Here is a 25,693-nt window from a genome sequence, read left to right as displayed (position 1 = left end):
GGTCATCGTTCCGTCAACAGCGTTTGCGCCACCGCTTCGACCAGTGCGCGCAGGCTGGAAATATCCTTGCTGTCGCTGCGATCGCGCGACCAGATCATGTCGAGGGTGAAACTGGGGAAGCCCAGCGGCGGTGTGCAGACCTTCAGCCCAGGTGCGATGCGCAGGTGCGGCAACAGGCGTGCGGGCAGTGCCACCGTGGCTGGCACGGCGGCCACAATATTCACGCAGGCCTGATAACCATTGGCGCGCACCAGCACGTTGCGTGATCGGCCAACCTTGTCCAGCCAGCTGTCGACCATGTTCTTTTCCGATATCCACGGTGTCGGGAACACATGGGGCGAAGCACAGAACTCGTCCAGGCTCATGGCCTCTTCACTGGCCAGCATGCCTTGGCTGGTCACGCACACGAAATCATCACTGAGCACCGGTTGCCATTGCAGCTCGGGGTGCATCTGGTGATAGCCCGGGCCGAAGCCGATGGCAATGTCGATGTCGCCTGAAATCAGCCGGTCCACCGGCAGGTCACGGCTTAAGCGATCGAGGTGCAGCGAGGTATTGCCGTGTGTACGTGACAGTACCGCCAGCGCCTGCGGCAAGAAGGAAAGTTCGAAATACTCGGGCGCGCAGATGCGCCAGATCTTGCGCTGTGCTTGTGGCGAGGCGCTGCTGTCGTCCTCGGCGCAGCGGTTGACGGACTCGACCACCACGCGAAGGTACGGCGCAATCTTTTCCGCTTTGGTGGTGGGTTTCAGCACCCCTTGCGAAGACGAGAACAAGGTGTCGTCGAAGCACCCGCGCAGGCGCTTCAGGCAATAACTGACGGTGGGCTGGCTGATATTCATCAATTCGGCAGTCCGCTTGGCGCTGCGCAGTTCGAGCAGGTTGATGAATACCACGATGTCCTGCAGATCCAATTGCTTCAGGTAATTGCTGTGAAGCATGAAAATTCCTCCTGAATTTTCCAGTTCATTGCCTGGGCGCACCCTCACCTGGCAGATGAGCGAGCATTTGCTTCAACAGCTGTGCGAATAGTTCACGCTGCTCGGCGCTCAGGGGGGCCAATACCAGCTCCTGGATCTCAGTATGGGTAAGGACTGCCTTATCAATCAATGCCTTGCCCTGTGCTGTGAGGGCCACCTGGGAGCTGCGCTTGTCTTGATTGTCGGCAATGCGCTCGACCATCCCGGCGCTTTCCAGTCTCGTCAAGCGGTTGGTCATCGCGCCGGACGTTATCAGCAACGAGCGATACAGCTCGGTTGGCGTCAGGCGGTAGGGTGCCCCTGCACGGCGCAAGGTTGCCAGGACGTCGAATTCGCCCTCCTTGAAGCCATACTGCGCCAGGGCTTCTGCACGCATGCGCTCCAGGTGCTTGCTGATACGCGCCATTCGGCCAAAGATTTCCATGGAGGAAACATCCACGGAAGGCATCGCCTGCGCCCACTGCGCGACGACGAAATCGACATGATCGTTCATTGCTGCACTCATCGTTGAACCTGGAAATCTTTAACCAACGCACCTTCTGAACCCCCGCGCCTTTTAACAATCTTAACGTTAAGCTATCTTGGCGCGGTGAAGCTCAAGGATCAGGAGGCAGCATGGCTTTTTTCATACATGGACAGCATCGTCACTATTATCATGACACCGGCTCCGGCAGCCCTGTGCTCCTGCTGCATGGCTTTGCCAACAGCGGCAGGGCGTGGATGCCGCAGCTCAGCGCGCTGCTTGGCCTCGGGCATCGTGTCATCGTACCCGACCTGCTAGGGCACGGGGCATCCAGTGATGCTCCCGAAGGCATCACCGCCCGTGCCCAAGCCTTGGAAATGCTGGCGCTGCTGGACCACCTCGGGCTCGACAGCGTCCAGCTGATCGGCTTGTCCCTGGGCGGCATGGTGGCCCTTGAGATGGCCTGTCATGCACCGCACGCAGTAGAGAAACTGATCGTTGCCGGCACGTTCGCCAGCATGAACACTGCACATCGCAAAGGGCTGCTCAGCGAGTGGGCGGCCGCCTTGGGCAAGCAGGATGGTTGCCTGAAACGCTTCAAGTCGAGCTGGCCCGCATTGGTCGGTGCGGACTTCGCCGCCTCGCCCCGTGGTCAGCGGCTTTACCAGGCGTGGCACGCCCAGGCCGCGCAGTTACGGGCGCACAACCAGATCCGCTGGTGCGAGGGCATGAAGCAATACGACCTGACTGGCGATTTGCAACGTATTCAGGCCGCCACACTGGTACTCGCCGCAGAATTTGACCCGATCAGCCCGAGTGCCGAAGCCGAAGCCATCTGCAACAACATCGGTCACGCTCGCCTGGCCACCCTCGCGGGCGAAGGGCACGTATTCAACGTACCGCTCGCACAGGCATTCAACCAGGCAACCGGTGCGTTCCTGCAGGAGCCCCTCCATCATGACTGATACCCCCAACAAAGCCTGCGTCGGGTTGCTGGCGATACTGATCGGCTTGAACCTGCGCCCAGTCATGGCTGCCATCGGCCCTCTGCTGCAATTGCTGCAGCACGACCTGGGGCTGAGCAACACCCAAGCCGGCCTGCTGACGACCTTGCCGGTGATGATGATGGGCGTGTTCGCGTTGTCCGGCCCCTGGCTGCTGCGTCTGGTCGGTGAGACCACGGGCGTGGCTGCAGGCATTGTGCTGATTGCGTTGAGCTGCGCTGCACGCGCCTACGTCAGCACTGCCGAAGCGCTCATCGCCACAGCGGCACTGGGTGGTATCGGCATTGCGATCATTCAGGCGCTGATGCCGGCGTTCCTCAAGGGCAGCCATCCGCAAAGTGCTGGCATGCTGATGGGATTGTTCACCACCGGTATCATGGCGGGTGCTGCGTTGGCCGCCGCCACGGCAGCACCTGGCGCGGGCCTGTTCGGCTGGCAACTGTCGTTGGGCTACGCTGCCGTCCCGGCATTGGTCGCCCTGATCGTCTGGCTGCTGCTAGCGCGTAGGACCCCTGGCAGACAGGTGTCGGCCACATTGCCCTACCGTAGCGCGCGGGCCTGGTTGCTGTTGCTGTTCTTCGGCATTGGTACAGGTGCCTACACCTTGGTGCTGGCCTGGTTGCCGCCGTTCTACATCGAGTTGGGGTGGACAGCAGCCGAGGCGGGTTACCTGCTGGGGGCATTGACCGTCACCGAAGTGCTCGCCGGCTTGCTCGTATCATCCTTGATCCAGCGCTTTGCGGATCGCAGATACCCCTTGGTGTGGGTCATTTTGCTGTTGATAGCAGGGTTGGCCTGCCTGATGGTCGCGCCGGTAGCGTTGGCGGCCGTGGCCACCGTGTGTCTGGGCCTGGGCATTGGGGCGCTTTTTCCACTCTCGTTGATCGTTGCCATGGACCACGCGGATTCACCGGCCAAGGCCGGCGCGCTGTTGGCGTTCGTGCAAGGTGGTGGGTATCTGATTGCCGCCAGCATGCCACTGCTCGCCGGTATCGTGCGTGACCAGCTCAGCTCATTGCACTGGGCTTGGGCGGTGATGATGATTGGCGCCTTCGTACTGCTGGGGTTGAGCACACTGTTGCGTCCGCCGTTGCGGCAAAAAGAAGCCATGGTTCGTCAGGCTTGAATCGGCAAGGCTGACGCGCCTATTCCGGTTACCGAGCGTGTGTGCCAGTTCGGCCGCACGCATACCGCTGGCGGGTCTTTAAAGCGCGGTGAAGAAGGGCAATGCCAAATACACCTTGATCACGATCACGTTGATGATATCGATGAAGAACGCCCCCACCATCGGTACCACGAGAAAGGCTATATGCGAAGGGCCGTAACGTTGCGTCACGGCCTGCATATTGGCAATGGCGGTCGGCGTAGCGCCCAGGCCGAAACCACAGTGCCCCGCCGCCAATACTGCCGCGTCATAATTACTGCCCATGACCCTGAACGTAATGAAGATTGCAAACAAGGCCATGACCAGTGCTTGCATGGCCAGCAGCATAAAGAACGGAAACGCCAGTGCGGCCAGGTCCCATAATTTAAGCGACATCAGCGCAATGGCCAGAAACAGTGAAAGGCTGACATTGCCCAATACTGAAACTTCACGTTCGAACACGCGGTACGCGCCCAAAACTGAAAGCCCGTTGCGCAACACGACACCGACAAACAAGACGCAAACAAACGTGGGCAGTTCAAATGCAGTTCCCTTTAACAGGCCATTGAGCAACGAGCCTGCGAGTAAGCTGACGGCAATCAGCGCGAGGGTTTCGATAAAACTGAAAGAGGTGATCAGGCGCTCTTCGTTGGGTTGTTCAAAGCCCCTGGGTTGTTGTGGCTGCGCCTGCTCGATGCCGCTGGTATGAACACGCTTGACCAGCAGGCGGGCGACCGGGCCACCGATCAGGCCGCCCAGCACCAGGCCAAAGGTTGCAGCAGCCAGCGCCAGCTCGGAGGCCGAGGCCAGGCCATACTGCTCACTGAACGTCGCGCCCCAGGCGGCGCCTGTGCCATGGCCACCGGACAGGGTGACCGAGCCGGCCAGCAGGCCCATCAGCGGGTCGAGGCCCAATGCCGTGGCAAGCCCGATGCCCATGGCATTTTGTACCAGCAGAAGGCCGGTCACCACGAGCAGGAAGATGGCGACGACACGCCCACCCTTTTTCAGGCTGGCAAAGTCTGCGCTTAAACCAATGGTGGCGAAAAACGCTAGCATCAAGGGGGTTTGCAGGGAAGTATCGAACTGCACGTGAATATCAAAGTGCCGTAGCCCTAACAGGCAAAAGGCAACGACCAGGCCGCCGGCGACGGGCTCCGGTATATTGTAGGCGCGTAAGAAACCCACGCGTGCGACCAGGCCACGGCCTAATAACAATACTAAAGAAGCCGCTACCAAGGTGCCGTAAAAGTCGAGTTCAAACATCAGGGTGCTCTTTTATATCCACGGGCGAACACCCCTATTCTACGCAGTCACGCTGAGGTAAGTATTGGCACTGTGCGTAGGATAATTCCGAGGCGCGTGCTGATTTTTCAACAAATCTTATGATTTTCCCGATATGCCGTACTTGCGCAGCCGCTGTGCAATGGCGGTGTGTGAAGTTTGCAGCCTGCCGGCCAACTGCCGTGTCGACGGATAGCTGGCATACAAACGCTGCAACAGCTCCCGTTCGAAGTCCGCCACGGCCTGCTCCAGGCTCGCCACTTCGCCATCCTGGCCACGGGCCACCGAGGTGCCGGCGATGTCCAGGTCGCCAATGTCCACCAGGTTGCTCTCGCAAATGGCCGCCGCGCGGAAAATCACGTTCTGCAGTTGCCGCACGTTGCCTGGCCAAGGGTTGGCCAGCAGTGCCGAATGGGTGGCCGGGGTCAGGCGGCAAGCTGGGCGCTGAATCTGCGTGCAGGCCTGCTGCATGAAGAAATGCGCCAGCATCAGGATGTCCTGGCCACGGTCACGCAAGGGCGGCACTTGCAGGTTGAGCACGTTGAGGCGGTAGAACAAATCTTCACGGAAGGTGCCTTCGGCCACCATGTGCTCCAGGTCACGGTGGGTAGCGCTGATGATCCGCACATCCACCTTCACCTCACGGTCACCACCCACGCGGCGGAAGCTGCCGTCGCTGAGAAAACGCAACAATTTGGCCTGCAGGTACGGCGACATTTCGCCGATTTCGTCGAGAAACACCGTGCCTTGGTTGGCCAGCTCCATCAACCCGGGTTTGCCACCCCGTTGCGCGCCGGTAAAGGCGCCTGGGGCATAGCCGAACAGCTCGCTCTCGGCCAGGCTCTCGGGCAGCGCGGCGCAGTTCAGGGCCAGGAACGGCGCAGCGTGGCGGCTGCTGATGGCATGGCAGGCGCGGGCCACCAGCTCTTTGCCGGTGCCGGTCTCGCCGTGTACCAGCAAGGGCGCATCAAGGGCTGCAACGCGCAAGGCACGCGCCTTGAGGGTACGGATGGCCGGTGATTCGCCGAGCAGCGCGTCGAACCCTTCAGCATGGTCATGGTGCAACGCCGAAAGGCGTTCCCCCATGCGCGTAGGTGGGTACAGGGTCAGCAGGCCGCCAGCATTGGTGATGGGCGTGGCGTCGAGCAACAGGCTCTGGCCGTTGAGCTGCATTTCGCGCATCGGCAGGTGGAAATTGTTGTCCTGCAGGGCTTGCAGCAGGCCGTTGTCGCCGAACAGTTCGCCCACCGAGCGCCCGGCCGATTCGCGCCCGCACAGGGCAATCAGCGCCGGGTTGGCCAGCAACACCAGGCCTGCGCTGTCCACGGCCAGTACCGGGTCGCTCATGGCCGCGAGCAGGGCATCGAGCTGCAGGTGGCGGCGTTGGCCCGGGAGGATGTCGACCACATCCACCGACTGCACGCCTTGCACGTCGAACAAAGCGTCGTGCAGCTCTTCGAGCACGGCGGGGCTGAGGGTCGGGGCGTCGATGTAGACGTTCGGCGGGACCATCTCCACGGCGTCCAGGTTGAGGTGGCGGGCACCGAGCAGGGCGAGGACTTCCTGGGTGATGCCGACGCGGTCGATGAAGCTGACGTGGATGCGCATGGGGAGGCGGTTGGTCATGGCCGGGGAGGGCCGTAGTATGCCTTGATAGGTGGGCTTGGCCCAACACTGCCGGGGCTGCACAGCAGCCCCAGTTCATTGTTACTCCAGATGTTCAGGCTTGATCGGGTCGCCCGACTTCACCTCGAGTTTTTCGCGAATATCGCTGAACATGAAGTCATAGATCTTGTGCGGCGACCCCAGGTTCTCGAATTTCTTCGGTGGGGCCAGGTAGGACTGGGCCTTGCGGGTCAGCAGCATGAGGAAACTGGGCAGCACCTGGTCCTTGGGCAGGAAGAACTTCTCGTCCACCGTCTTGCCTTCGATGCTGCCATGCATGTGGAACTGAATGCCTCTGCCTTCCTTGGGATCCGACGCTGCCTCGTATTCGATGTTCAGGTCATAGCTGTGGTCATTGGTGTTCAGCGCGCTGCGCTCGATGTGTACATGACCAGGGTGGTACTGGGCCATGGCAAGCTCCTTTGGAAGGTCGAAAATGGCGGGCGCCAGGCGCCCGCCCACTGCATTCAACGGTAGCTGATCCCAGGCGTGGCGGTGGAAACCCGAGTGCCGGCGGTGCCTTTGACGATGTCCTCGATGTTTTCCAGCGAGCTGATCACCGCCACTTTGCCGGTGTTACGGGCAAAGTCACTGGCCGCTTGCACCTTTGGCCCCATGGAGCCGGCGGCGAAGCCCAGGCGTTCGAGTTCGTCAGGGTGGGCCTGGGCAATGGCCTTTTGCGTGGGCTTGCCCCAGTCAATGTAGGCCGCATCGACGTCGGTGGCGATGATCAGAAGGTCGGCTTCCAATTGCTCGGCCAGCAGGGCAGAGCACAGGTCCTTGTCGATGACTGCTTCGATGCCTTTGAGCTTGCGGTTTTCATCGTACATGGTGGGGATGCCACCGCCGCCGGCGCAAATCACGATGCTGCTCTTTTCCAGCAGCCACTTGATCGGGCGGATCTCGAAGATGCGCTTGGGTTTGGGGCTGGCCACCACGCGGCGGTACTTGTCGCCGTCGGGCTTGACCACCCAGCCTTTTTCCTTGGCCAGGCGCTCGGCCTCTTCCTTGCTGTAGACCGGGCCGATGAACTTGGTCGGGTCTTTGAAGGCGGGGTCGTTGGCGTCCACTTCAACCTGGGTGAGCAGTGTGGCGAACGGCACTTCGAACGCCAGCAGGTTGCCCAGCTCCTGTTCGATCATGTAGCCGATCATGCCTTCGGTCTCGGCGCCGAGCACGTCCAGCGGGTAGGCTTCGTCCGGCTTGTAAGACAGCGCCTGCAGCGACAGCAGGCCTACCTGCGGGCCGTTGCCGTGGGCGATGACCAGCTCGTTGCCGGGGTGGATCTTGGCGATCTGCTCGGTGGCGGTGCGGATATTGGCGCGCTGGTTGTCAGCGGTCATGGGCTCGCCGCGACGCAGCAGGGCGTTGCCGCCCAATGCAACAACGATACGCATGGGGAATGTCCTTGTGTGGATGGCTTCAAGCTTCAAGTTTCAAGCTTCAAGCTGCAAGATAAGGCGGGTCGGAGTTATGAGCCGCCTTTCTTGTGGCTTGGAGCTTGCGGCTTGTAGCTACTAGCTTTTAAAGGTCAGCCAGGGTCGACACCAGGATCGCCTTGATCGTGTGCATGCGGTTTTCCGCTTGCTCGAAGGCGATGCAGGCCGGTGACTCGAACACGTCATCGGTCACTTCGATACCGTTGGCCAGGTCCGGGTACTGTTCGGCAATCTGCTTGCCGACCTTGGTGTCGGAGTTGTGGAAGGCCGGCAGGCAGTGCATGAATTTGGTGCGCGGGTTGCCGGTAGACTTCATCAGCTCGGCATTCACCTGGTAAGGCTTGAGCTGCTTGATGCGTTCGCCCCAGGCTTCGATCGGCTCGCCCATCGATACCCACACGTCGGTGTGCACGAAGTCCACGCCCTTGACCGCAGCTTTCGGGTCTTCGGTCAGGGTGATGCGGGCGCCGCTTTCTTCAGCGTACTTTTTGCAACGTTCGACCAGGTCGTCATGCGGCCACAGCGCCTTCGGCGCGGCAATGCGCACGTCCATGCCAAGCTTGGCACCGATCAGCAGCAGCGAGTTGCCCATGTTGTTGCGGGCATCGCCCAGGTAGGCGTAGCTGATGTCGTGCAGTGGCTTGTCGCTATGCTCGCGCATGGTCAGCACGTCGGCGATCATCTGGGTCGGGTGGTATTCGTCGGTCAACCCGTTGAACACTGGCACGCCGGCGAACTTCGCCAGTTCTTCGACGATTTCCTGCTTGAAGCCACGGTACTCGATGGCATCGTACATGCGCCCGAGTACGCGGGCGGTGTCCTTCATGCTTTCCTTGTGGCCGATCTGCGAGGAGTTGGGGTCGATGTAGGTGACGTTGGCGCCCTGGTCATAAGCCGCGACTTCGAAGGCGCAGCGGGTGCGGGTCGAGGTCTTCTCGAAGATCAGGGCAATGTTGTTGCCCTTCAGGTGCTGCTGTTCGGTACCGGTGTACTTGGCGCGCTTGAGGTCGCGGGACAGGTCCAGCAGGTAGCGCAGCTCGCGCGTGGTGTGATGTTCGAGGCTGAGCAGGTTGCGGTTGTGAATATTGAACGCCATGACGGTGTCTCCTTGAATTCGGTGAGGTGCCCGGCCGCAGTCTTGTGGAGGCGGCCGGGTGTGATGGTCGTTAGTAGTCGAGCGGGTCGCGCACGATCGGGCAGGTCATGCAGTGGCCGCCGCCACGGCCCCGGCCAAGTTCGCCGGCGCTGATGGTGATGACCTCGATACCGGCCTTGCGCAGCAGGGTGTTGGTGTAGGTGTTGCGGTCGTAGCCGATGACCACGCCGGGCTCCACGGCCACCACGTTGTTGCCGTCATCCCACTGCTCGCGTTCGGCGGCAAAGCTGTTGCCACCGGTTTCGACCACACGCAGCTTGACGCCCAGTTGTTCGCCGACCACGTCGAGGAACGACTTGTTCTCGCGACGCACGTCCATGCCATAAGGCTTGCTTTCGTCGGGGCGGATGATGAACGGCACGATCTCTTTCACCACTTCCGGGAAGACCGTGACCAGGTCGCGGTCGCAGAAGCTGAACACGGTGTCCAGGTGCATCGCGGCGCGCGACTTCGGCAGGCCGGCGACGATGACTTTTTCCACCGCGCCTTTGGCGAACAGGTTCTGCGCCAATTGGCCGATGGCCTGGCGCGAGGTGCGCTCGCCCATACCGATCAGCACGATGCCCTTGCCGATTGGCATCACGTCACCGCCTTCGAGGGTGGCGTTGCCGTGCTGTTTGTCCGGGTCGCCGTACCAGACCTGGAAGTCGGCACCGGTGAACTCCTTGTGGAACTTGTAGATGGCGGTGGTCAGCAGGGTTTCCTGGCGTCGCGCCGGCCAGTACATCGGGTTGAGCGTGACGCCGCCGTAGATCCAGCAGGTGGTGTCACGGGTGAACTGGGTGTTGGGCAGTGGTGGCAGAATGAAGCTGGAGTGGCCCAGGTAGTCGTTGTACATCTTGACCACATCGGCGCCTTCGCTCTGCGGCAGGTCCTGGCCTGCCACGCCGCCGATCAGGAACTCGGCCAGATGGCGTGGCTCAAGGCCTTCGAGCCAGCTGCGCACTTCGTTGGTCAGGCCTACGCCGACGGTGTCAGGGGTGATCTTGCGGTCGAGGATCCACTTCAGGGCCTCTTTGTCCTGCACGATGTCGGTCAGCAGGTTGTGCATTTCCAGCACATCGACGCCGCGCTCGCGCATCTTGGTGACGAAGTCGAAATGGTCGCGCTTGGCCTGGTCGACCCAGATCACATCGTCGAACAGCAGCTCATCGCAGTTGCTCGGGGTCAGGCGCTTGTGCGCCAGGCCTGGGGAGCAGACCATCACTTTGCGCAGTTTGCCGGCTTCGGAGTGGACACCGTACTTCTGTTTTTCAGCGGACATTGTTCATTCCTCCATGTGTGCGAAGACGTGGGTCAAAGGGTCAGGAAGCCGTCGTACAGGCCATAGGCAGCCACCAGGGCGCCGACGACCACGGCCGCGAAGATCAGTTTTTCCACGTTGGTGAAGATAGGTTGGCCAACCTCGCGCTTGGCCTTGGCGAACAGGATGGCCCCCGGGGCATACAGCAGAGCCGAGAGCAGCAGGTATTTCACGCCGCCGGCGTACAGCAGCCAGATGGCGTACAGCAGAGCGATGGCGCCGATGAACAGGTCCTTCTTGCGTTCGGCCAAGGCTTGCTCGTAGGTTTCGTTGCGCAGTGCCAACAGGAATGCATACGCCGCCGACCACAGGTAAGGCACCAGGATCATCGAGGTGGCGAGGTAGATCAGCGACAGGTAGGTACTGCTGGAGAACAGCGTGATGACCAGGAAGATCTGCACCATAGCGTTGGTCAGCCACAGGGCGTTGGCCGGCACCTGATTGGCGTTTTCGCGGCGCAGGAACTCCGGCATGGTGTGGTCTTTGGCGGCGGCGAACATGATCTCGGCGCACAGCAGCACCCACGACAGCAGGGCCCCGAGCAGCGAGATGATCAAGCCGACGCTGATCAGCACCGCACCCCAGTGGCCGACCACATGTTCAAGCACGGCGGCCATCGACGGGTTCTGCAGTTTGGCCAGTTCCGGTTGGGTCATGATGCCCAGCGACAGCACGTTGACCAGCACCAGGAACAGCAGCACGGTGACGAAGCCGATGACGGTGGCCTTGCCCACGTCAGCGCGTTTTTCCGCCCGTGACGAGAAGATGCTCGCGCCCTCGATGCCGATGAACACCCAGACGGTGACCAGCATCATGTTGCGCACCTGGTTCATCACGCTGCCCAGCTCCGGTGTGCCCAGGCCCCAGATGTCGGCGGTGAACACGTCGAGTTTGAAGGCGAACAGGCAGATCAGGGTGAACAGCACCAGCGGCACGATCTTGGCCACGGTGGTGACCAGGTTGATGAACGCCGCTTCCTTGATACCGCGCAGGACCAGGAAGTGTACGGCCCAGAGCAGGATCGAAGCGCCGATGATCGCGGCGGGGGTGTTGCCCTCACCGAAGATCGGGAAGAAGTAACCGAGGGTGCTGAACAGCAGCACGAAGTAACCGACGTTGCCCAACCAGGCACTGATCCAGTAACCCCAGGCTGAAGAGAAGCCCATGTAGTCACCAAAACCGGCCTTGGCGTAGGCGTAAACGCCGCCGTCCAGGTCAGGTTTGCGGTTGGCCAGGGTCTGGAACACGAACGCCAGGGTCAGCATGCCGACCGCGGTGATGGCCCAACCGATAAGCACCGCGCCAACCCCCGCGCTGGCCGCCATGTTTTGGGGCAGCGAGAAGATCCCGCCACCAATCATTGAACCCACTACAAGTGCAACTAGCGCACCAAGTTTTAATTTTCCGGATGAATCAGACATTTAACAACTCCTGCCAGGAGAAAGTTGACGACAGAATAAATCCGACGCCGGGGCCATTCGCTGACTTGGGTCAGTTCATGGTCATGTGAAGTAGGAAAAATCCTTCACATGGCTCCTGGAGAGTGCCGACAGCTTTGCCGCAGGCCTTGTGGGCTGGCACCTCCATGTCCTTCTAGAGCAAACGCTCTGTTCGGCCTGCGCTGCTTGAAGCTAGTCGTTTTTGAGGCTTTCGCAAATTTTTCACAAGAATTTCGAGTTTTAACAGTTTCTTCCCTAGTTGCTGGGCAGCTGCTAATTTTTACAGAAGGCTGGCATAGACAAAGCAGTTATGAGTGCTATAGCTTTTATGGCGTTAACCCATATAAGCCACCGCGCTTATATGGCCGGCATGGCTGTTTCAAACGAATGACAGCGGGTGAAAAAAGGGAGGCACATGAGCGAACCGGGACAGAAGCTGCGCCTGGGCGCGCTGATCGCACTGGTGGTGGGTTCGATGATTGGTGGCGGGATCTTCTCGCTACCGCAGAACATGGCGGCGCGTGCCGATGTTGGCGCGGTACTGATCGGTTGGGGCATCACGGCGGTTGGCATGCTGGCCCTGGCGTTCGTCTTCCAGACCCTGGCCAACCGCAAGCCCGAACTGGACTCGGGCGTGTATGCCTACGCCAAGGCGGGCTTTGGCGACTACATGGGCTTCTCTTCGGCCTGGGGCTACTGGATCAGCGCCTGGCTCGGCAACGTCGGTTATTTCGTGCTGCTGTTCAGTACGCTGGGGTTCTATTTTCCGGTGTTCGGCGAGGGCAACACGCCCATCGCCATCGGCTGCGCCTCGCTGCTGCTGTGGGCTGTGCACTTTCTGGTGTTGCGCGGCATCAAGGAAGCGGCGTTCATCAACCAGGTGACCACCGTGGCCAAGGTGGTGCCGTTGCTGATTTTCATCGTCATCGCGGCGTTTGCCTTCCGCGCCGACATCTTCACCCGTGATATCTGGGGCTTGAGCAACCCGCAGTTCGGCAATGTGCTGGACCAGGTGCGCAACATGATGCTGGTGACCGTGTTCGTGTTCATCGGCATCGAAGGCGCCAGTGTGTACTCCGGGCGTGCACAACGCCGGTCGGATGTGGGCAAGGCCACGGTGATCGGCTTTCTGGGCGTGCTGGCGCTGCTGGTGCTGGTCAACGTGCTGTCGCTGGGAGTGATGACCCAACCGGAGCTGGCCGGGCTGCAGAACCCGTCATTGGCGTCGGTGCTCGAACACATCGTTGGCCCGTGGGGCGCATTGTTGATCAGTATCGGCCTGGCCGTTTCGCTGCTCGGCGCCTTGCTTTCATGGGCGTTGCTGTGCGCCGAGATCCTGTACGCCACCGCGCGTGACAAGACCATGCCGCGCTTTCTGGCCAAGGAAAACGCCAACCATGTACCGGCCAATGCCTTGTGGCTGACCAACTGCATGATCCAGGGCTTCTTGCTGATCACCCTGGTTTCGGCCGGGACCTACACCAGCCTCATCTACCTGGCTTCGTCGATGATTCTGGTGCCTTACCTGTGGTCGGCGGCGTATGCGGTGTTGCTGGCGCTGCGTGGAGACTCCTACGCCGGGCAAGCGGGCCTGCGGCGCAAGGACCTGCTGGTGGCGATGGTCGCCCTGCTGTATGCAGTGTGGTTGCTGTACGCCGGTGGGCTCAAGTACCTGCTGCTGTCGGCGCTGTTGTATGCCCCCGGTGTGATTCTGTTTGCCAGGGCCAAGCACGAGCAGGGGCAGACCCTGTTCACCACGTGGGAGAAGCTGATTTTCGCTGCGGTGCTGGCTGGCGCTGCGCTAGCGGCCTATGCCCTGTATTCAGGGTTGCTGAGCTTGTGACCCGGCTACGCAAGCTTGTTCTGGGCGCGACCAGATCCACAGGTTGCCCAGGGTCATGCCGCCGATCGCCAGAAACACCGGCCAGTGGTGTTCGAGGAAGGTCAGCATCAGGCCTGCGCACAGCAGCATGCTGATGGTGGCGCTGACCTTGGCCCGGCGCTGGATTACCTTGCCATTGCGCCAGTTGAACAGAATCGGCCCGAACAACCGGTGATTCTCCAGCCAGGCAGAAAGGCGCGGTGAACTGCGGGTGGCTGCCCAGGCGGCCAGCAGGATGAACTCGGTGGTCGGCAGGCCGGGAATGACGATCGCGACCAGGCCAACCCCCAGGCTTACGTAAGCCAGGATTCCATACAGCAGGCGAGCGAGTTTCGAGCGGGCAGGTTGGGTCATGGTCTCACTGCGAAAAACGGTTCGGCCACCGGTGGGGTGGCCGGGTACAGCGTGTCAAACCAGCGCGGCATCCGCCGCATAGGCGTGCTTGAGCAGCTCGGTGAAGCGCTCGAAGGCTGCGACCGCGCCCCGCTCGGCGGCGGCCTCTTCTTCGGCCGACAGCGCCAGGCCATCGAGGATGCGAGTGAACTGTTTCCAGCCCTCGGCACGGCCGCCGGCCGGTTCGCCCAGGTGGCGGGCACCGAAGCTGTCGGACAGCTCAAGGGCCACGGCACGCTTGATCAGAAACGCAGCGCCCAGTTTGGAGCCTTCGGAGACGAAGATCCAGCCCATGGCCTCACCCAGGCTCGGATTTTGTACCGCGCCAGGGACTGCGCCGGGCACTTCGGTGTCGAGGTCGGCGAGGTCCAGGCGGGCCTGTTCGGCGCGGCAACGCTCGGCCAGGTCGGGGACGATGGCGATCAGTTGCGGGTCGTTGTACAAGGCCTTGAGTTCGGACTGGAACAGGTACTGGGCAACCACGAAGCGGGCGAAGTTTTCACGGCTGTCGAAGGGGGCGTGGGCCTTGACCAGGGCATCCAGCTCGGTGTGCGGGGCGTGGGTGATCTGGTTGAGGCGCTGGGAGCGCAGGGCTGGGCGTTCGGTCATGGGGGCAGTCCTTGGAAAAAGGGGCGTCTAGATACAAGACGAAATAGCGGGGGCGGGACAGTAAAAAAACTGGGTTTTTTTGATGGTGGCCTTGAGGGTTGCAGCGCTCGATCTCGCAGACGCTGCAACGCTCAAGGCCTACCCAAAGGATCAGATATCCCACACTACATTGATGCCAAAGTTGCGCCCCGGCATGGTCAGGCGGTCCATGTTGGCTGGCTGGGTTACCGCAGCCTCACCCTGGCCGTCGTAGCTGCGTACCGAATCCCACTGCCAGTACTTCTTGTCGGTGAGGTTGTACAGGCCGGCGTTGATGGTGACGTCGTCGGTCACCTTGTAGAAACCGGTCAGGTCCAGCACGCCATAGCCCGGGGTGCGGAACTTGGCACTGGCGCCATCGGGTGCGTAGAAGTGAGTGTCGTCCACGCGAGTCTTGCGCTTGACCAGCGTCCAGCTCAGCAGGCCGCCGTAGTTTTGCTGCTCGTAACCCAGGCCGAACACACCCTTGAGTGGGTTGACGGTGTTCAACGGCTGGCCGGTGTCATCGTTGCGACCATAGGCGTAGGCAATCGAGCCCTGGGTGTACAGGCCTTGCGGCGCGCCGAAGTGATCCAGGTTCAGGCGGCCCTTGACCTCGGCGCCTTTGATGGTGGCGTGCTTGATGTTGTTGGCCTGGAAGGTTTGCTCCAGGTTGGCGCTTTGCACGGCATCTTCATCGATGAAGTCGCGGTACTTGTTGTAGAACACCGCCACATCGAAGTTACCCGCGTCGAAGTTGCCACGCAGGCCGGTTTCGTAGCTTTTACTCTTTTCAGGTTCGAGGCCCGGGTTGCCCTCTACGCGGTAGCCTTGCTCCAGGTTCTGGAAGCGGCCGTACATGGACTTGGCCGTGGGCGTGCGGAAGCCTTCGGCATACTGGCCGTACCAGGTGTAATTGTCGTTGAACGCGTAGGTCAGGCCAAACTTGGGCGAGACGCGGTGCCACTTCTTGTCCGAGTCGTCCTGCGAGGTGGGTGCCGTGCCGGTGGACTCCAGGCCACGCAGGAAAGCATCGGTGAACTTGGGCTCCATGTGCGTGTAGTCATAGCGTGCGCCTGGCATGAAGGTCCAGTTGTTCCAGCGGATCTCGTCCTGGACGAACAGGCTGTAGGTGTTGATGGTCGGGTCCGGGAAGTCGCTGACCAGCACCTGGCCGTCGCGAGCGCTGTCCTGCCCGATGGCGGTGCAAGTGCCGCCAACGTTCAGGCAAGTGCCCGAGCCGCTACGGGAACCGGTGACCTTTTCATGCTTGAGCGTGGTGCCGTAGGTCAGCAAATGATCGGTTGCACCGATGCTGAAGGCTTTGTCCAGCTGGGCATCAAAGACCCATTGGCGATCCTTGTAGGTGGTCTGACGTTCACGAAGTACCTGCCGACCCGAGGCGACATACAGCTCATCGGTGGTTTGATCGGTTTTGGCAATCTGGTAGTTGAGGCTCCATTTGACATGGTCGGCGACCAAGCTATCGAGACCGAACTCATGGTTGATGCCGAAGCGCTCGCGGGTCACCGTATCGTTGCCCTGGCGCATACGATAGGAATTCATGGCACCAAAGCCTGGAATGAACGGCCCACCCACCGCACTGAGGATGTTCTGGTCGCGGTCATCCTTGTAGCGCTCGTAGGTGAACCCCAGGCGCGCATCGTCAGCGTAGTTCCAGCCCAGTTTGGCCAGCACGTTGGTGGTGCGCACGTCCTGCGGGTTGGCCTCGGTGCGGGCCAGGCCGTCACCGCTGTGGCCACCGTAGGACTCGGTCTCGTGGCCATTACGCTGGCTCAGGTGCAGCAAGCCGTCGAAGTTGCCCTGGCGGCCGGCGACGGTGGCGGAGGTCAGCCAGCTTTCGTCGGCCGAGCTGTAACCGGTCTTGAGGCGCGCACCCACGTCCTTGCCGGGCTTGATGATGTCGTCCGGGTCGAGGGTGAAATAGCTGACCGCGCCGCCGATGGCATTGCTGCCGTACAGCACCGACGCCGGGCCGCGCAGTATCTCCACGCGCTTGACGATCTCGGGGTCGACGTAGTTGCGCTGGGTCTGGGCGTAAGGGCCGTAGAAGAAGCTGTCGGGAATCGACACACCGTCGATCTGGGTGAGGATCCGCTCACCGTCGATGCCGCGGATGTTGTAGCCGTTCAGGCCGCTGCGCTGGCCGGTACCGGCCACCGAAACGCCTGGCTCGTAACGCACCAGGTCCTGGATGTTGTTGACGTTCTGCCGGTCCAGTTGCTCGCGGGTCTGCACGCTGACGGTGCTCGGCACCTGGCTGACGTCCTGGGCGCTGCGGGTGGCACTGACGGTCACCTGCTGCAGGGCGATGATATTGCCCGTGGTCTGGCGTTCAAGCACCACATTGCCGTTACCGATCTTGCGATAGCCAAGGCCGGTGCCCTTGAGCAGGCGCTTGAGTGCGGCCTCCGGCGGCAGCGAGCCCTGCACCCCTGGCGAGGCGACGCCATCGGCCAGTTCGGCACTGAAGCCGACCTGCCAGCCGGTGACTTGGCTGAAGGCATTGATGGCCGAGACCAGTGGCTGCTGGCCGATGCTGAAGCGATAGTCACCCATGCGCGGGCTGCTGGCCTGGGCAGGTTCGGCGGCCAGGGCCGGCAGGCTGCAGGCGCCGCAGGCGAGCAGGGCCAGGCTCAGCAGGGACAATTGCCCTGTGCGGCGGGAAAGTGTGGACGGGCGAGTTGGACCTGTGGACATCGAAAGCGCTCCCAGACGCGCGAACTGTTATAGGTGATGACCGTTCTTGTTATCAAACAAGAATCAGTTGCATTGGCTATAACGAGACGGGCGGGGTAGCGCGATCGCGTAAAAATAATTTATCGCAATCGCAGCACCTGCAGTGGCAACTCAGTTGAGGATCACCACAGCGGGGTATTCGTGCAACTGGGCAGAGGTGATGTGGGCCAGGGCACGCAGGGTTTCCAGCGGTTGGTCGAGGCGATAGTTGCCAGTGACCGCGACGTCTTCCAGGCCGGCATTGCGGTTGATGATCCAGCCCGGGTAGTAGCGCCTGACCTCGGCCAGCACCTGGCTCAGCGGGCAGTTCTCGAACACCAGGCGGCCGTCGATCCAGGCCAGGTCCTTTTGCATGTCCGCGCGCTGGCGCTGGCCAAAGCCCTGGGGGCCGACGCTGATGCTGTCGCCGGCGCTGAGGCGGATGCGCTGGTCGCTGGCGGCCTGCAGGTCGACATCACCGCGCTGCACCCGCACCTGGGCTTCGCCGTCGAGGTAACGCACGGCGAAGTCGGTGTCACGCACCTGGGCCCGTAGCGGGCCGGCCTGGACTTCGAGCGGCCCTTGCGCGCCCTCGGGCACCTGGAAGTAAGCCTCGCCCTGCAGCAGGCGCGCGACCTGGCGGCCTTCCCGCAGGTCACTGGCGAACGCCGAGTTGGTGTTGAGCAGCACTTTCGCGCCGTCGTCCAGTTGCAGGCGCTGCCGTTCGCCCACTACGGTCAGGTGATCGGCCTGCAGGCGCATGGGCAGGTTGCCGAGGGTGAACAGGCCGACCAGCAACACTGCGGCGGTGGCCAAGGGCTTCCAGTGGCTGCGCAGGCGCCCGCGCAGGGATCGACGTTGGCCCTGATGCAGCTGCGCGGCCGCCTGGTGCAATGGCGTGCCATTCCACAGCGCTTCTGCTTCGACATAGGCTTCGGCGTTTTCCGGTGCGGCGCTGAGCCAGGCTTCGAAGGCCTGGGCGTCGTGCGCATCGGCGCATTGCAGGCGTACCAGCCAGTCCAGTGCCTCGTCCATGGCACGGGCACGGGCGTTGGGCCCGGCAGGTGTCGGGCGAGGGACAGGGCGGTCGGTCACGGTGAATCCTTGCAAGGGTTGTTCACGAATCATCAAGGCTAAGGCAGGGTGTGGCAAGCGCTTTGCGTTGCCCGGCTGGCCGACGGTCGCCTCACTTGAGGCGGTCGGCGACGCCCATGCAGATGGCCATGATCAGTTTCAACTCCTTCTGCACCGTGCTGGCCGAGACGTTCAGTTGCTCGGCAATTTCCAGGTAGGTGGCGCCATGCAGGCGGCTGAGGATGAAGATGCGCTGCTGGCGCTCGCTCAGTTGATTGAGGCTGACGCTCAGGTGCTTGAGCAACTGCTCGGCGTGGGCGGCGTCCTCGCTGCTGCTGGCGGGCGCAGCGACACTGTGCAGCACCTCGTCGGGCACGTCGTCGACCAGCATGCGTGACTGCACCCGGCGTGCGCGCAAATGGTCGAGGGCCAGGTTGCGCGCGGTCTGGAACACGAACGGTTCGATATGTTCGATGGGCCGTTCGCTCAGCGCACGGGAAACCCGCAGGTAGGTTTCCTGCAGCAGGTCCTCGGCCGTGCTGGGGTTGCCCACCATGCGTTGCAGGGTACGCAGCAGGGTGAGGCGCTGGACGAGGAAAACGGAGTTGAACCGGGACTGACTCACAGGGGGACCTGGCCGACGAAAGGTTAATGATAATGCTTATCATCTGTACCAAAGGTCAAGCCTGGAAGTGTTTAGAAATGGTAAAGATTGTCCTCTGGCCCTGTCGCCGGCAAGCCGGCGACGGGGCCAAGTGGGCTCAGCGTGCGCTGCACAACGCCAGGCAGTTATCCAGCATTCGGTTGGAGAAGCCCCATTCGTTGTCATACCAGGCCAGCACCTTGAGCATGCGCCCATTGGCCCGGGTATGGTTGGCATCGAAGATCGCCGACAACGGGTTGTGGTTGAAATCGCACGAAACCAATGGCAAGGCGTTGTAGCCCAATACCTTGGAGTGCCGGCTGGCCTCCTGGAACAGCTGGTTGACCTCGTCGGCGCTGGCGTCACGCTTGAGGTTGACGGTGAGGTCCACCAGCGACACGTTGATCACCGGCACCCGTACCGCCATGCCGGTCAGCTTGCCGGCCAGTTCCGGCAGCACCAGGCCCACGGCTTCGGCGGCGCCGGTCTTGCTCGGGATCATCGACTGGGTGGCCGAGCGCGCACGGTAGGGGTCGCTGTGGTAGACGTCGGTCAGCACCTGGTCGTTGGTGTAGGCATGGATGGTGGTCATCAGGCCTTGTTCGATGCCGAACTCGCGGTGCAGCACCTGGGCGATCGGCGCCAGGCAGTTGGTGGTACAGGAGGCATTGGAAATGATCTGGTGCGACGCGCGCAGCACGTCATGGTTGACCCCGTACACCACGGTGGCGTCAGCCCCCTTGGCCGGTGCCGAGACGATCACCTTGCCAGCCCCCGCAGCCAGGTGCGCGGCAGCCTTGGCCCGGTCGGTGAACAGCCCGGTGCATTCGAATACCACGTCGATCGCTTCGGCCTTCCAGGGCAGCTCGGCCGGGTTGCGGATGGCACTGACCGCGATACGGTCACCATTGACCGTGAGGCTTTCATGATCGGCTTCGACGCTGGCGTCAAAGGTGCCGTGCACGCTGTCGTACTTGAGCAGGTGGGCGTTCATGGCGCTGTCACCCAGGTCGTTGATGGCGACGACCTGCAGGTCCTGGCGGTAGCCTTGGGTATACAGTGCGCGAAGGACATTGCGCCCTATGCGGCCGAATCCATTGATGGCGATGCGAAGGGTCATGGCGTTACCTCTGGCGGTCCGAGTGAGGCCTGTGGCACAAAGGGGCTTCACTGAAACGGTTTTGTTGTTGGAATTACAAGATTATTCACTATCAGATAGAAAACAAGCCTTTTTAGTGGCAGTATTTTGTTTAAACATACAACGAGTGGTCGGGCAGGCCTCTCAGCGATGCCTCCAAGGCCCTTTTCTAGAGCCTAGGTCGCAATCGTTTGGAGGGGAAATGCCCGGTAAGCCGCCCATACAGTTAGCCTGGAGTTCAGTACATGCACCCGCGCATCCTTGAGGTCACCCAACGGCTGGTCGAACGCAGCCGTGCCACCCGTGAACGTTACCTGCAGCTGATTCGCGGCGCGGCCAGTGACGGACCCATGCGTGCCAGCCTGCAGTGCGCCAACTTCGCCCACGGCGTGGCCGGTTGCGGCGCCCAGGACAAGCAGAGCCTGCGGCTGATGAACGCGGCCAACGTCGCCATCGTCTCGGCCTACAACGACATGCTCTCGGCGCACCAGCCGTACCAGCACTTCCCAGAGCAGATCAAACAGGCCCTGCGTGAAGTCGGCTCGGTCGGCCAGTTCGCCGGCGGCGTGCCGGCCATGTGCGATGGTGTGACCCAGGGCGAGCCGGGCATGGAGCTGGCCATCGCCAGCCGTGAAGTGATCGCCATGTCCACCGCCGTGGCCCTGTCGCACAACATGTTCGACGCCGCGCTGATGCTCGGCATCTGCGACAAGATCGTCCCTGGGCTGATGATGGGTGCGCTGCGCTTCGGGCACTTGCCGACCATCTTCGTGCCAGGTGGCCCGATGCTGTCGGGCATCTCCAACAAGCAGAAGGCCGACGTGCGCCAGCGCTATGCCGAGGGCAAGGCCAGCCGCGAGGAGCTGCTGGAGTCGGAGATGAACTCCTACCACAGCCCCGGCACCTGTACCTTCTACGGCACCGCCAACACCAACCAGCTGGTGATGGAAGTGATGGGGCTGCACCTGCCGGGCGCCTCGTTCGTGAACCCCTACACGCCGTTGCGCGATGCGCTCACTGCCGAGGCCGCGCAGCAGGTCACGCGCATGACCAAGGCCAGCGGCAGCTTCATGCCACTGGGCGAGGTCGTCGACGAGAAGTCGCTGGTCAACTCCATCGTCGCCCTGCATGCCACCGGCGGCTCGACCAACCACACCCTGCACATGCCGGCGATCGCCCAGGCGGCGGGCATCCAGCTCACCTGGCAGGACATGGCTGACCTGTCCGAGGTGGTGCCGACCCTGTCCCACGTCTACCCCAATGGCAAAGCCGACATCAACCACTTCCAGGCCGCTGGCGGCATGGCCTTCCTGATCCGCGAGCTGCTCGATGCCGGGTTGCTGCACGAAGACGTCAACACCGTCGCGGGCCACGGCTTGCGCCGCTACACCCAGGAGCCGTTCCTCGACAACGGCAAGCTGGTCTGGCGCGAAGGCCCGCTGCACAGCCTGGACGAGACCATCCTGCGCCCGGTGGCGCGGCCATTCTCGGCCGAAGGCGGCCTGCGGGTGATGGAAGGCAACCTTGGGCGTGGGGTGATGAAGGTTTCCGCAGTCGCCCGCGAGCATCAGGTGGTTGAAGCCCCGGCGCGGGTATTCCACGACCAGCAGTCGTTGGCCGACGCCTTCAAGGCCGGCGAGCTGGAGCGTGATTTCGTGGCCGTGGTGCGCTTCCAGGGGCCGCGTTGCAACGGCATGCCGGAGCTGCACAAACTGACGCCGTTCCTCGGTGTGCTGCAAGACCGCGGCTACAAGGTTGCGTTGGTCACCGATGGGCGCATGTCGGGCGCGTCGGGCAAGATCCCGGCTGCCATCCATGTCTGCCCCGAAGCCTTTGACGGTGGGCCGCTGGCACGGGTGCGCGATGGTGATATCGTGCGGGTCGATGGTGTCGAAGGCACGCTGCAGCTCAGGGTTTCGGCCCAGGAACTGGCCAGCCGCGACCTGCCGCCAGCGCCTCAGGGCAACGACCTGGGCTGCGGGCGCGAGCTGTTCGGCTTCATGCGCATGGCGTTCAGCTCGGCCGAGCAAGGCGCCAGCGCCTTTACCTCGGCCTTGGAGAACCTCAAATGAAGGACCTGCTGGTTGGCGACATCGGTGGCACCAATGCCCGCTTTGCGTTGTGGCGTGACAACCAGCTGTACCAGGTGAAGGTCTTCGCCACCGCTGACTACACAAGCCCCGAGCAGGCGATTGAAGCCTACCTGCACGATCGGGGCATTGCCCGTGGCGGCCTTTCGGCGGTGTGCCTGGCCGTCGCCGGGCCGGTCGATGGCGATGAGTTTCGCTTCACCAACAACCATTGGCGGCTGAGCCGGCATGCGTTCTGCAAGACCCTGCAGGTCGAGCAGCTGTTGCTGATCAACGATTTCACGGCCATGGCCTTGGGCATGACGCGCCTGCAAGCGGGCGAGTTCCGCGAAGTCTGCCCTGGCCAGGCGGACCCGCTGCGGCCTGCATTGGTGATCGGGCCGGGTACCGGCCTTGGTGTCGGCAGCCTGCTGCGCCTGGGTGAACAGCATTGGCAGGCGTTGCCGGGTGAGGGTGGGCATGTCGACCTGCCGGTGGGCAATGCCCGTGAGGCGGCGATCCACCAGCAGATTCATGGCCAGATTGGCCATGTCAGTGCCGAGACGGTGCTCAGTGGCGGTGGCCTGGTGCGCTTGTATCAAGCCATCTGCGCGCTGGACGGCGACATACCGCGACACAAGACCCCAGCCGATATTACCGATGCCGCCCTGGGCGGCGAACCGCGGGCGTTAGCGGTGGTCGAGCAGTTCTGCCGCTTCCTGGGGCGGGTGGTCGGTAATAATGTTCTGACCCTGGGCGCGCGGGGTGGGGTTTACATTGTCGGCGGTGTGATCCCGCGGTTTGCCGAGCTGTTTTTGCGTAGCGGGTTTGCCGCGAGCTTTGCCGACAAGGGCTGCATGAGCGGGTATTTTGCCGGGGTGCCGGTGTGGCTGGTGACGGCGGAGTTTTCCGGGTTGCTGGGGGCGGGGGTGGCTTTGCAGCAGGTGCTGGATCACTAGAACACAGGGGTCCGCTTTGCGGCTCCAATATCGAAACAGCAGGCGAAAGACCTGTGATAACAAGAGGGCGGGACACTTTGAGCACTGCCGGAAAATCCATCCTGATGGTCGACGACGATCAGGAAATCCGTGAGCTGTTGCAAACCTACCTGAGTCGTTCCGGCTTCCAGGTTCACGCCGAGGCCGACGGGAAGGGCTTTCGTCAGGCCCTTGAAAGCACCGCCTGCGACCTGGTCATCCTCGATGTGATGCTGCCCGATGAAGACGGCTTCAGCCTGTGCCGCTGGGTGCGCCAGCACCCGCGCCAGGCGCGGGTGCCCATCATCATGCTCACCGCCAGCTCCGACGAAGCCGACCGGGTCATCGGCCTGGAACTGGGCGCCGACGACTACCTGGGCAAACCCTTCAGCCCGCGTGAGCTGCAGGCGCGAATCAAGGCCTTGTTGCGCCGTGCCGAGTTCGGCCAGGCGGCGCCGAGCAGTGCCGTGCTGGCCTTCGACGACTGGCGCCTGGACACGGTCAGCCACCGCCTGTTCCACCGCGATGGCGAAGAGGTGATCTTGTCTGGCGCCGACTTCGCCTTGCTCAAGCTGTTTCTCGATCACCCCCAGCAGATCCTCGACCGCGACACCATCGGCAATGCCACCCGTGGCCGTGAGCCGATGCCGCTGGACCGTATCGTCGACATGGCCGTCAGCCGCCTGCGCCAGCGCTTGCGCGACACCGACAAGCCGCCGCGGCTGATCCGCACTGTGCGTGGCAGTGGTTACCTGCTGGCTGCCCATGTCTGCTGTGCTTGCTGAGCGGCGCTGGCGCCTGCTGCCACGCTCGCTGCTGGGGCGCATGCTGCTGCTGACCTTGCTGGTGGTACTGCTGGCGCAGGGCTTGTCCAGCGTCATCTGGGTCGCCCAGTTACGTGCCAGCCAGTTGCAAGGCCTGCGCGCCAGTGCCGGCAGCCTGGCCCATTCGATGAGTGCCAGCGTCAGTTATTTCCGTTCTTTGCCAGTGGCCTATCGGCCGATGGTGCTGGACCAGTTGCGCAGCATGGGCGGTACGCGTTTTTTCGTGTCGCTCAACGACAAGCCGCTGGACATGCCGGTATTGCCCATAACACCGCGCAAGCAGGCGGTTATTGATGTGTTCCAGCAGGTGCTGCACGAGCGGCTGGGCGCGCAGATGGAGATTTCCGTGGAGTTCGTCGCTCCCGATGACCTGCGCATCTTCAACAGTGGCCTTAAGCTGGATGAGCTGCCGCGTTCCTGGGCCCATTATTCGCTGACCCTGGAGCCACTCAACCCCCCGGTGCTGGTCACGCAGATTCGCCTGGGCGACGGCGAGTGGCTGTACATCGCCTCGCTGCTGCCCGAGCCGTATACCAGCCTGGAAGCCGAACGCCTGCCGCGTCAGCAAATCGGCTTCATCGTTATGACGACGGCCTTGCTGCTGCTGTTCATCGGCCTGCTGGTGCACTGGCAAAGCTGGCCGCTCAAGCGCTTGGCGCGCGCCGCGCGGGACCTGTCGCTGGGTGCCGATGTGGCGCCAGTGCCAGAGGGCGGTGGTAGCGAGGTGGTCGAGGTGGGGCGGGCGTTCAACAGCATGCGTGAGCGCATCAGCCGCTACCTGACCGAGCGCAGCCAGTTGTTCAGCGCCATTTCCCACGACCTGCGCACGCCGATCACCCGCCTGCGGCTGCGTGTCGAACTGCTGGAAGACGAGCGCCTGCAAGCCAAGTTCAGCCAAGACCTGGATGAACTGGAGCTGTTGGTCAAAGGCGCCTTGCAGTGCGTAAAAGACACCGACATTCACGAGAACATCGAGCCGGTCGACCTCAACCAGGTACTGGAGATTCTCGCCGAGCCCTACCTGGGCGATGGCCGCATCACCGTCGAAGGCCAGGCGCTGGCGCCGTACCCGGGCAAGCCGCTGGCCTTGCGCCGCTGCATCGGCAACCTGATCGACAATGCCATCAAGTATGGCGAGCGGGCACGCCTGCGCATCATCGACAGCAACGAGGGCTTTGTCCTGCAGGTGGATGACCAGGGGCCGGGGGTGCCGCAGCAACAGCAGGAGCAGGTGTTCGTGCCGCATTTCAGGCTGGCCGGGCAGCAGCAGGGGTACGGGTTGGGGTTGGGGATTGCGCGCAACATCGCCCATAGCCATGGCGGAGAAGTGAGCCTGCTCAACTTGCGCGAGGGCGGGTTGCGCGTGACCCTTCATCTACCCCGCAGCCTGGACTGAGGGTATGTCACTGATCGGTGACACAACGGCAGGCCTTCGTGACATCCCAGCCAG

General features: G+C 62.3%; 22 protein-coding genes. 7 read left to right on the top strand and 15 right to left on the bottom strand.

The features are described 5' to 3' along the window. Positions 1 to 2 precede the first annotated feature (2 nt). Both NP534_RS06055 and NP534_RS06050 read right to left on the bottom strand, forming a co-directional pair. Positions 3 to 941, bottom strand: coding sequence for a LysR family transcriptional regulator (locus tag NP534_RS06055; RefSeq protein WP_033701053.1), 939 nt, complete (start codon positions 939 to 941; stop codon positions 3 to 5). A gap of 25 nt (positions 942 to 966) precedes the next feature. Beyond that, positions 967 to 1,473, bottom strand: coding sequence for a MarR family winged helix-turn-helix transcriptional regulator (locus tag NP534_RS06050; protein WP_033701052.1), 507 nt, complete (start codon positions 1,471 to 1,473; stop codon positions 967 to 969). Between the two features lie 122 nt (positions 1,474 to 1,595). Here NP534_RS06050 and NP534_RS06045 point away from each other — a divergent pair, with 122 nt between their 5' ends. Next, the gene (locus NP534_RS06045) at positions 1,596 to 2,408 is read left to right on the top strand and encodes an alpha/beta fold hydrolase (protein ID WP_274098125.1); all 813 of its coding nucleotides are present in this window, start codon (positions 1,596 to 1,598) and stop codon (positions 2,406 to 2,408) included. Further along, a complete protein-coding gene (locus NP534_RS06040; RefSeq protein WP_274098124.1) occupies positions 2,401 to 3,573 on the top strand; it encodes an MFS transporter in 1,173 nt (390 codons plus the stop codon). The genes NP534_RS06045 and NP534_RS06040 overlap by 8 nt, the downstream gene beginning before the upstream one ends. A gap of 78 nt (positions 3,574 to 3,651) precedes the next feature. Here the strand turns inward: NP534_RS06040 and gltS are convergent, their stop codons facing one another. The 7 genes from gltS to arcD (NP534_RS06005) form a co-directional block, all read right to left on the bottom strand. Then, the gene (gltS, locus tag NP534_RS06035) at positions 3,652 to 4,857 is read right to left on the bottom strand and encodes a sodium/glutamate symporter (protein WP_274098123.1); all 1,206 of its coding nucleotides are present in this window, start codon (positions 4,855 to 4,857) and stop codon (positions 3,652 to 3,654) included. A 117-nt stretch (positions 4,858 to 4,974) separates the two neighbouring features. Further along, complete coding sequence (locus tag NP534_RS06030) at positions 4,975 to 6,483, bottom strand: sigma-54-dependent transcriptional regulator (protein WP_274098134.1); 1,509 nt, start codon at positions 6,481 to 6,483, stop codon at positions 4,975 to 4,977. 99 nt (positions 6,484 to 6,582) lie between these two features. Further along, a complete protein-coding gene (locus NP534_RS06025) occupies positions 6,583 to 6,951 on the bottom strand; it encodes a DUF5064 family protein (RefSeq protein ID WP_274098122.1) in 369 nt (122 codons plus the stop codon). A gap of 56 nt (positions 6,952 to 7,007) precedes the next feature. Then, on the bottom strand, positions 7,008 to 7,937 hold the full coding sequence (arcC, locus tag NP534_RS06020; protein WP_033701047.1) for a carbamate kinase: 930 nt from the start codon (positions 7,935 to 7,937) through the stop codon (positions 7,008 to 7,010). A 127-nt stretch (positions 7,938 to 8,064) separates the two neighbouring features. After that, positions 8,065 to 9,075, bottom strand: coding sequence for an ornithine carbamoyltransferase (locus NP534_RS06015; RefSeq protein ID WP_016485079.1), 1,011 nt, complete (start codon positions 9,073 to 9,075; stop codon positions 8,065 to 8,067). Positions 9,076 to 9,145: 70 nt separating this feature from the next. Beyond that, a complete protein-coding gene (gene arcA, locus NP534_RS06010; RefSeq protein WP_033701046.1) occupies positions 9,146 to 10,399 on the bottom strand; it encodes an arginine deiminase in 1,254 nt (417 codons plus the stop codon). A 32-nt stretch (positions 10,400 to 10,431) separates the two neighbouring features. Then, a complete protein-coding gene (arcD, locus tag NP534_RS06005) occupies positions 10,432 to 11,859 on the bottom strand; it encodes an arginine-ornithine antiporter (RefSeq protein ID WP_186657128.1) in 1,428 nt (475 codons plus the stop codon). A gap of 433 nt (positions 11,860 to 12,292) precedes the next feature. Here arcD (NP534_RS06005) and arcD (NP534_RS06000) point away from each other — a divergent pair, with 433 nt between their 5' ends. Further along, positions 12,293 to 13,720, top strand: coding sequence for an arginine-ornithine antiporter (gene arcD / locus NP534_RS06000; RefSeq protein ID WP_033701042.1), 1,428 nt, complete (start codon positions 12,293 to 12,295; stop codon positions 13,718 to 13,720). Here the strand turns inward: arcD (NP534_RS06000) and NP534_RS05995 are convergent. From NP534_RS05995 to gap, 6 genes are all read right to left on the bottom strand, one after another. Beyond that, the gene (locus NP534_RS05995) at positions 13,700 to 14,113 is read right to left on the bottom strand and encodes a YbaN family protein (protein ID WP_274098121.1); all 414 of its coding nucleotides are present in this window, start codon (positions 14,111 to 14,113) and stop codon (positions 13,700 to 13,702) included. The two genes, arcD (NP534_RS06000) and NP534_RS05995, sit on opposite strands and share 21 nt — an antisense overlap. Positions 14,114 to 14,167: 54 nt before the next feature. Further along, positions 14,168 to 14,761: a biliverdin-producing heme oxygenase gene (locus tag NP534_RS05990; protein ID WP_033701040.1), complete on the bottom strand. Its 594-nt coding sequence runs from the start codon at positions 14,759 to 14,761 to the stop codon at positions 14,168 to 14,170. Positions 14,762 to 14,911: 150 nt separating this feature from the next. Then, entirely contained in the window at positions 14,912 to 17,500 is a 2,589-nt protein-coding gene (locus NP534_RS05985; protein ID WP_274098120.1) for a TonB-dependent receptor, read from the bottom strand. A 150-nt stretch (positions 17,501 to 17,650) separates the two neighbouring features. After that, a complete protein-coding gene (locus NP534_RS05980; RefSeq protein ID WP_274098119.1) occupies positions 17,651 to 18,613 on the bottom strand; it encodes a FecR family protein in 963 nt (320 codons plus the stop codon). A gap of 91 nt (positions 18,614 to 18,704) precedes the next feature. Further along, complete coding sequence (locus NP534_RS05975; RefSeq protein ID WP_186657139.1) at positions 18,705 to 19,217, bottom strand: RNA polymerase sigma factor; 513 nt, start codon at positions 19,215 to 19,217, stop codon at positions 18,705 to 18,707. 136 nt (positions 19,218 to 19,353) lie between these two features. After that, positions 19,354 to 20,355 carry a type I glyceraldehyde-3-phosphate dehydrogenase gene (gap, locus tag NP534_RS05970; protein ID WP_274098118.1) on the bottom strand — a complete coding sequence of 334 codons (1,002 nt, stop codon included), beginning with the start codon at positions 20,353 to 20,355 and terminating at the stop codon, positions 19,354 to 19,356. Positions 20,356 to 20,618: 263 nt separating this feature from the next. Here gap and edd point away from each other — a divergent pair, with 263 nt between their 5' ends. From edd to NP534_RS05950, 4 genes are all read left to right on the top strand, one after another. Beyond that, positions 20,619 to 22,445: a phosphogluconate dehydratase gene (edd, locus tag NP534_RS05965; RefSeq protein ID WP_274098117.1), complete on the top strand. Its 1,827-nt coding sequence runs from the start codon at positions 20,619 to 20,621 to the stop codon at positions 22,443 to 22,445. After that, positions 22,442 to 23,401 carry a glucokinase gene (locus NP534_RS05960; RefSeq protein ID WP_274098116.1) on the top strand — a complete coding sequence of 320 codons (960 nt, stop codon included), beginning with the start codon at positions 22,442 to 22,444 and terminating at the stop codon, positions 23,399 to 23,401. The genes edd and NP534_RS05960 overlap by 4 nt, the downstream gene beginning before the upstream one ends. Before the next feature lie 77 nt (positions 23,402 to 23,478). Beyond that, entirely contained in the window at positions 23,479 to 24,204 is a 726-nt protein-coding gene (gltR, locus tag NP534_RS05955; RefSeq protein ID WP_274098115.1) for a two-component system response regulator GltR, read from the top strand. Then, the gene (locus NP534_RS05950; RefSeq protein WP_274098114.1) at positions 24,185 to 25,639 is read left to right on the top strand and encodes an ATP-binding protein; all 1,455 of its coding nucleotides are present in this window, start codon (positions 24,185 to 24,187) and stop codon (positions 25,637 to 25,639) included. Before gltR ends, NP534_RS05950 begins: the two co-directional genes overlap by 20 nt. Positions 25,640 to 25,693 lie beyond the last annotated feature (54 nt).

The sequence above is a fragment of the Pseudomonas sp. 39004 genome, assembly GCF_028682155.1.
Taxonomy (GTDB): Bacteria; Pseudomonadota; Gammaproteobacteria; order Pseudomonadales; family Pseudomonadaceae; genus Aquipseudomonas; species Aquipseudomonas capeferrum.
The sequence above is the reverse complement of the archived record's forward strand: the minus strand, read 5'-3'. Positions and strand labels throughout refer to the sequence as shown.

Coding starts and splice junctions, on each gene's coding strand:
- NP534_RS05960 (WP_274098116.1), top strand. CDS start 22,442: ATGAAGGACCTGCTGGTTGGCGACATCGGTGGCACCAATGCCCGCTTT.
- NP534_RS06030 (WP_274098134.1), bottom strand. CDS start 6,483: ATGCGCATCCACGTCAGCTTCATCGACCGCGTCGGCATCACCCAGGAA.
- NP534_RS06055 (WP_033701053.1), bottom strand. CDS start 941: ATGCTTCACAGCAATTACCTGAAGCAATTGGATCTGCAGGACATCGTG.
- NP534_RS06015 (WP_016485079.1), bottom strand. CDS start 9,075: ATGGCGTTCAATATTCACAACCGCAACCTGCTCAGCCTCGAACATCAC.
- NP534_RS06025 (WP_274098122.1), bottom strand. CDS start 6,951: ATGGCCCAGTACCACCCTGGTCATGTACACATCGAGCGCAGCGCGCTG.
- NP534_RS06045 (WP_274098125.1), top strand. CDS start 1,596: ATGGCTTTTTTCATACATGGACAGCATCGTCACTATTATCATGACACC.
- NP534_RS06040 (WP_274098124.1), top strand. CDS start 2,401: ATGACTGATACCCCCAACAAAGCCTGCGTCGGGTTGCTGGCGATACTG.
- arcD (WP_186657128.1), bottom strand. CDS start 11,859: ATGTCTGATTCATCCGGAAAATTAAAACTTGGTGCGCTAGTTGCACTT.
- NP534_RS05950 (WP_274098114.1), top strand. CDS start 24,185: ATGTCTGCTGTGCTTGCTGAGCGGCGCTGGCGCCTGCTGCCACGCTCG.
- NP534_RS05995 (WP_274098121.1), bottom strand. CDS start 14,113: ATGACCCAACCTGCCCGCTCGAAACTCGCTCGCCTGCTGTATGGAATC.
- NP534_RS05990 (WP_033701040.1), bottom strand. CDS start 14,761: ATGACCGAACGCCCAGCCCTGCGCTCCCAGCGCCTCAACCAGATCACC.
- gap (WP_274098118.1), bottom strand. CDS start 20,355: ATGACCCTTCGCATCGCCATCAATGGATTCGGCCGCATAGGGCGCAAT.
- arcC (WP_033701047.1), bottom strand. CDS start 7,937: ATGCGTATCGTTGTTGCATTGGGCGGCAACGCCCTGCTGCGTCGCGGC.
- NP534_RS05985 (WP_274098120.1), bottom strand. CDS start 17,500: ATGTCCACAGGTCCAACTCGCCCGTCCACACTTTCCCGCCGCACAGGG.
- edd (WP_274098117.1), top strand. CDS start 20,619: ATGCACCCGCGCATCCTTGAGGTCACCCAACGGCTGGTCGAACGCAGC.
- arcD (WP_033701042.1), top strand. CDS start 12,293: ATGAGCGAACCGGGACAGAAGCTGCGCCTGGGCGCGCTGATCGCACTG.
- NP534_RS06050 (WP_033701052.1), bottom strand. CDS start 1,473: ATGAACGATCATGTCGATTTCGTCGTCGCGCAGTGGGCGCAGGCGATG.
- gltS (WP_274098123.1), bottom strand. CDS start 4,857: ATGTTTGAACTCGACTTTTACGGCACCTTGGTAGCGGCTTCTTTAGTA.
- arcA (WP_033701046.1), bottom strand. CDS start 10,399: ATGTCCGCTGAAAAACAGAAGTACGGTGTCCACTCCGAAGCCGGCAAA.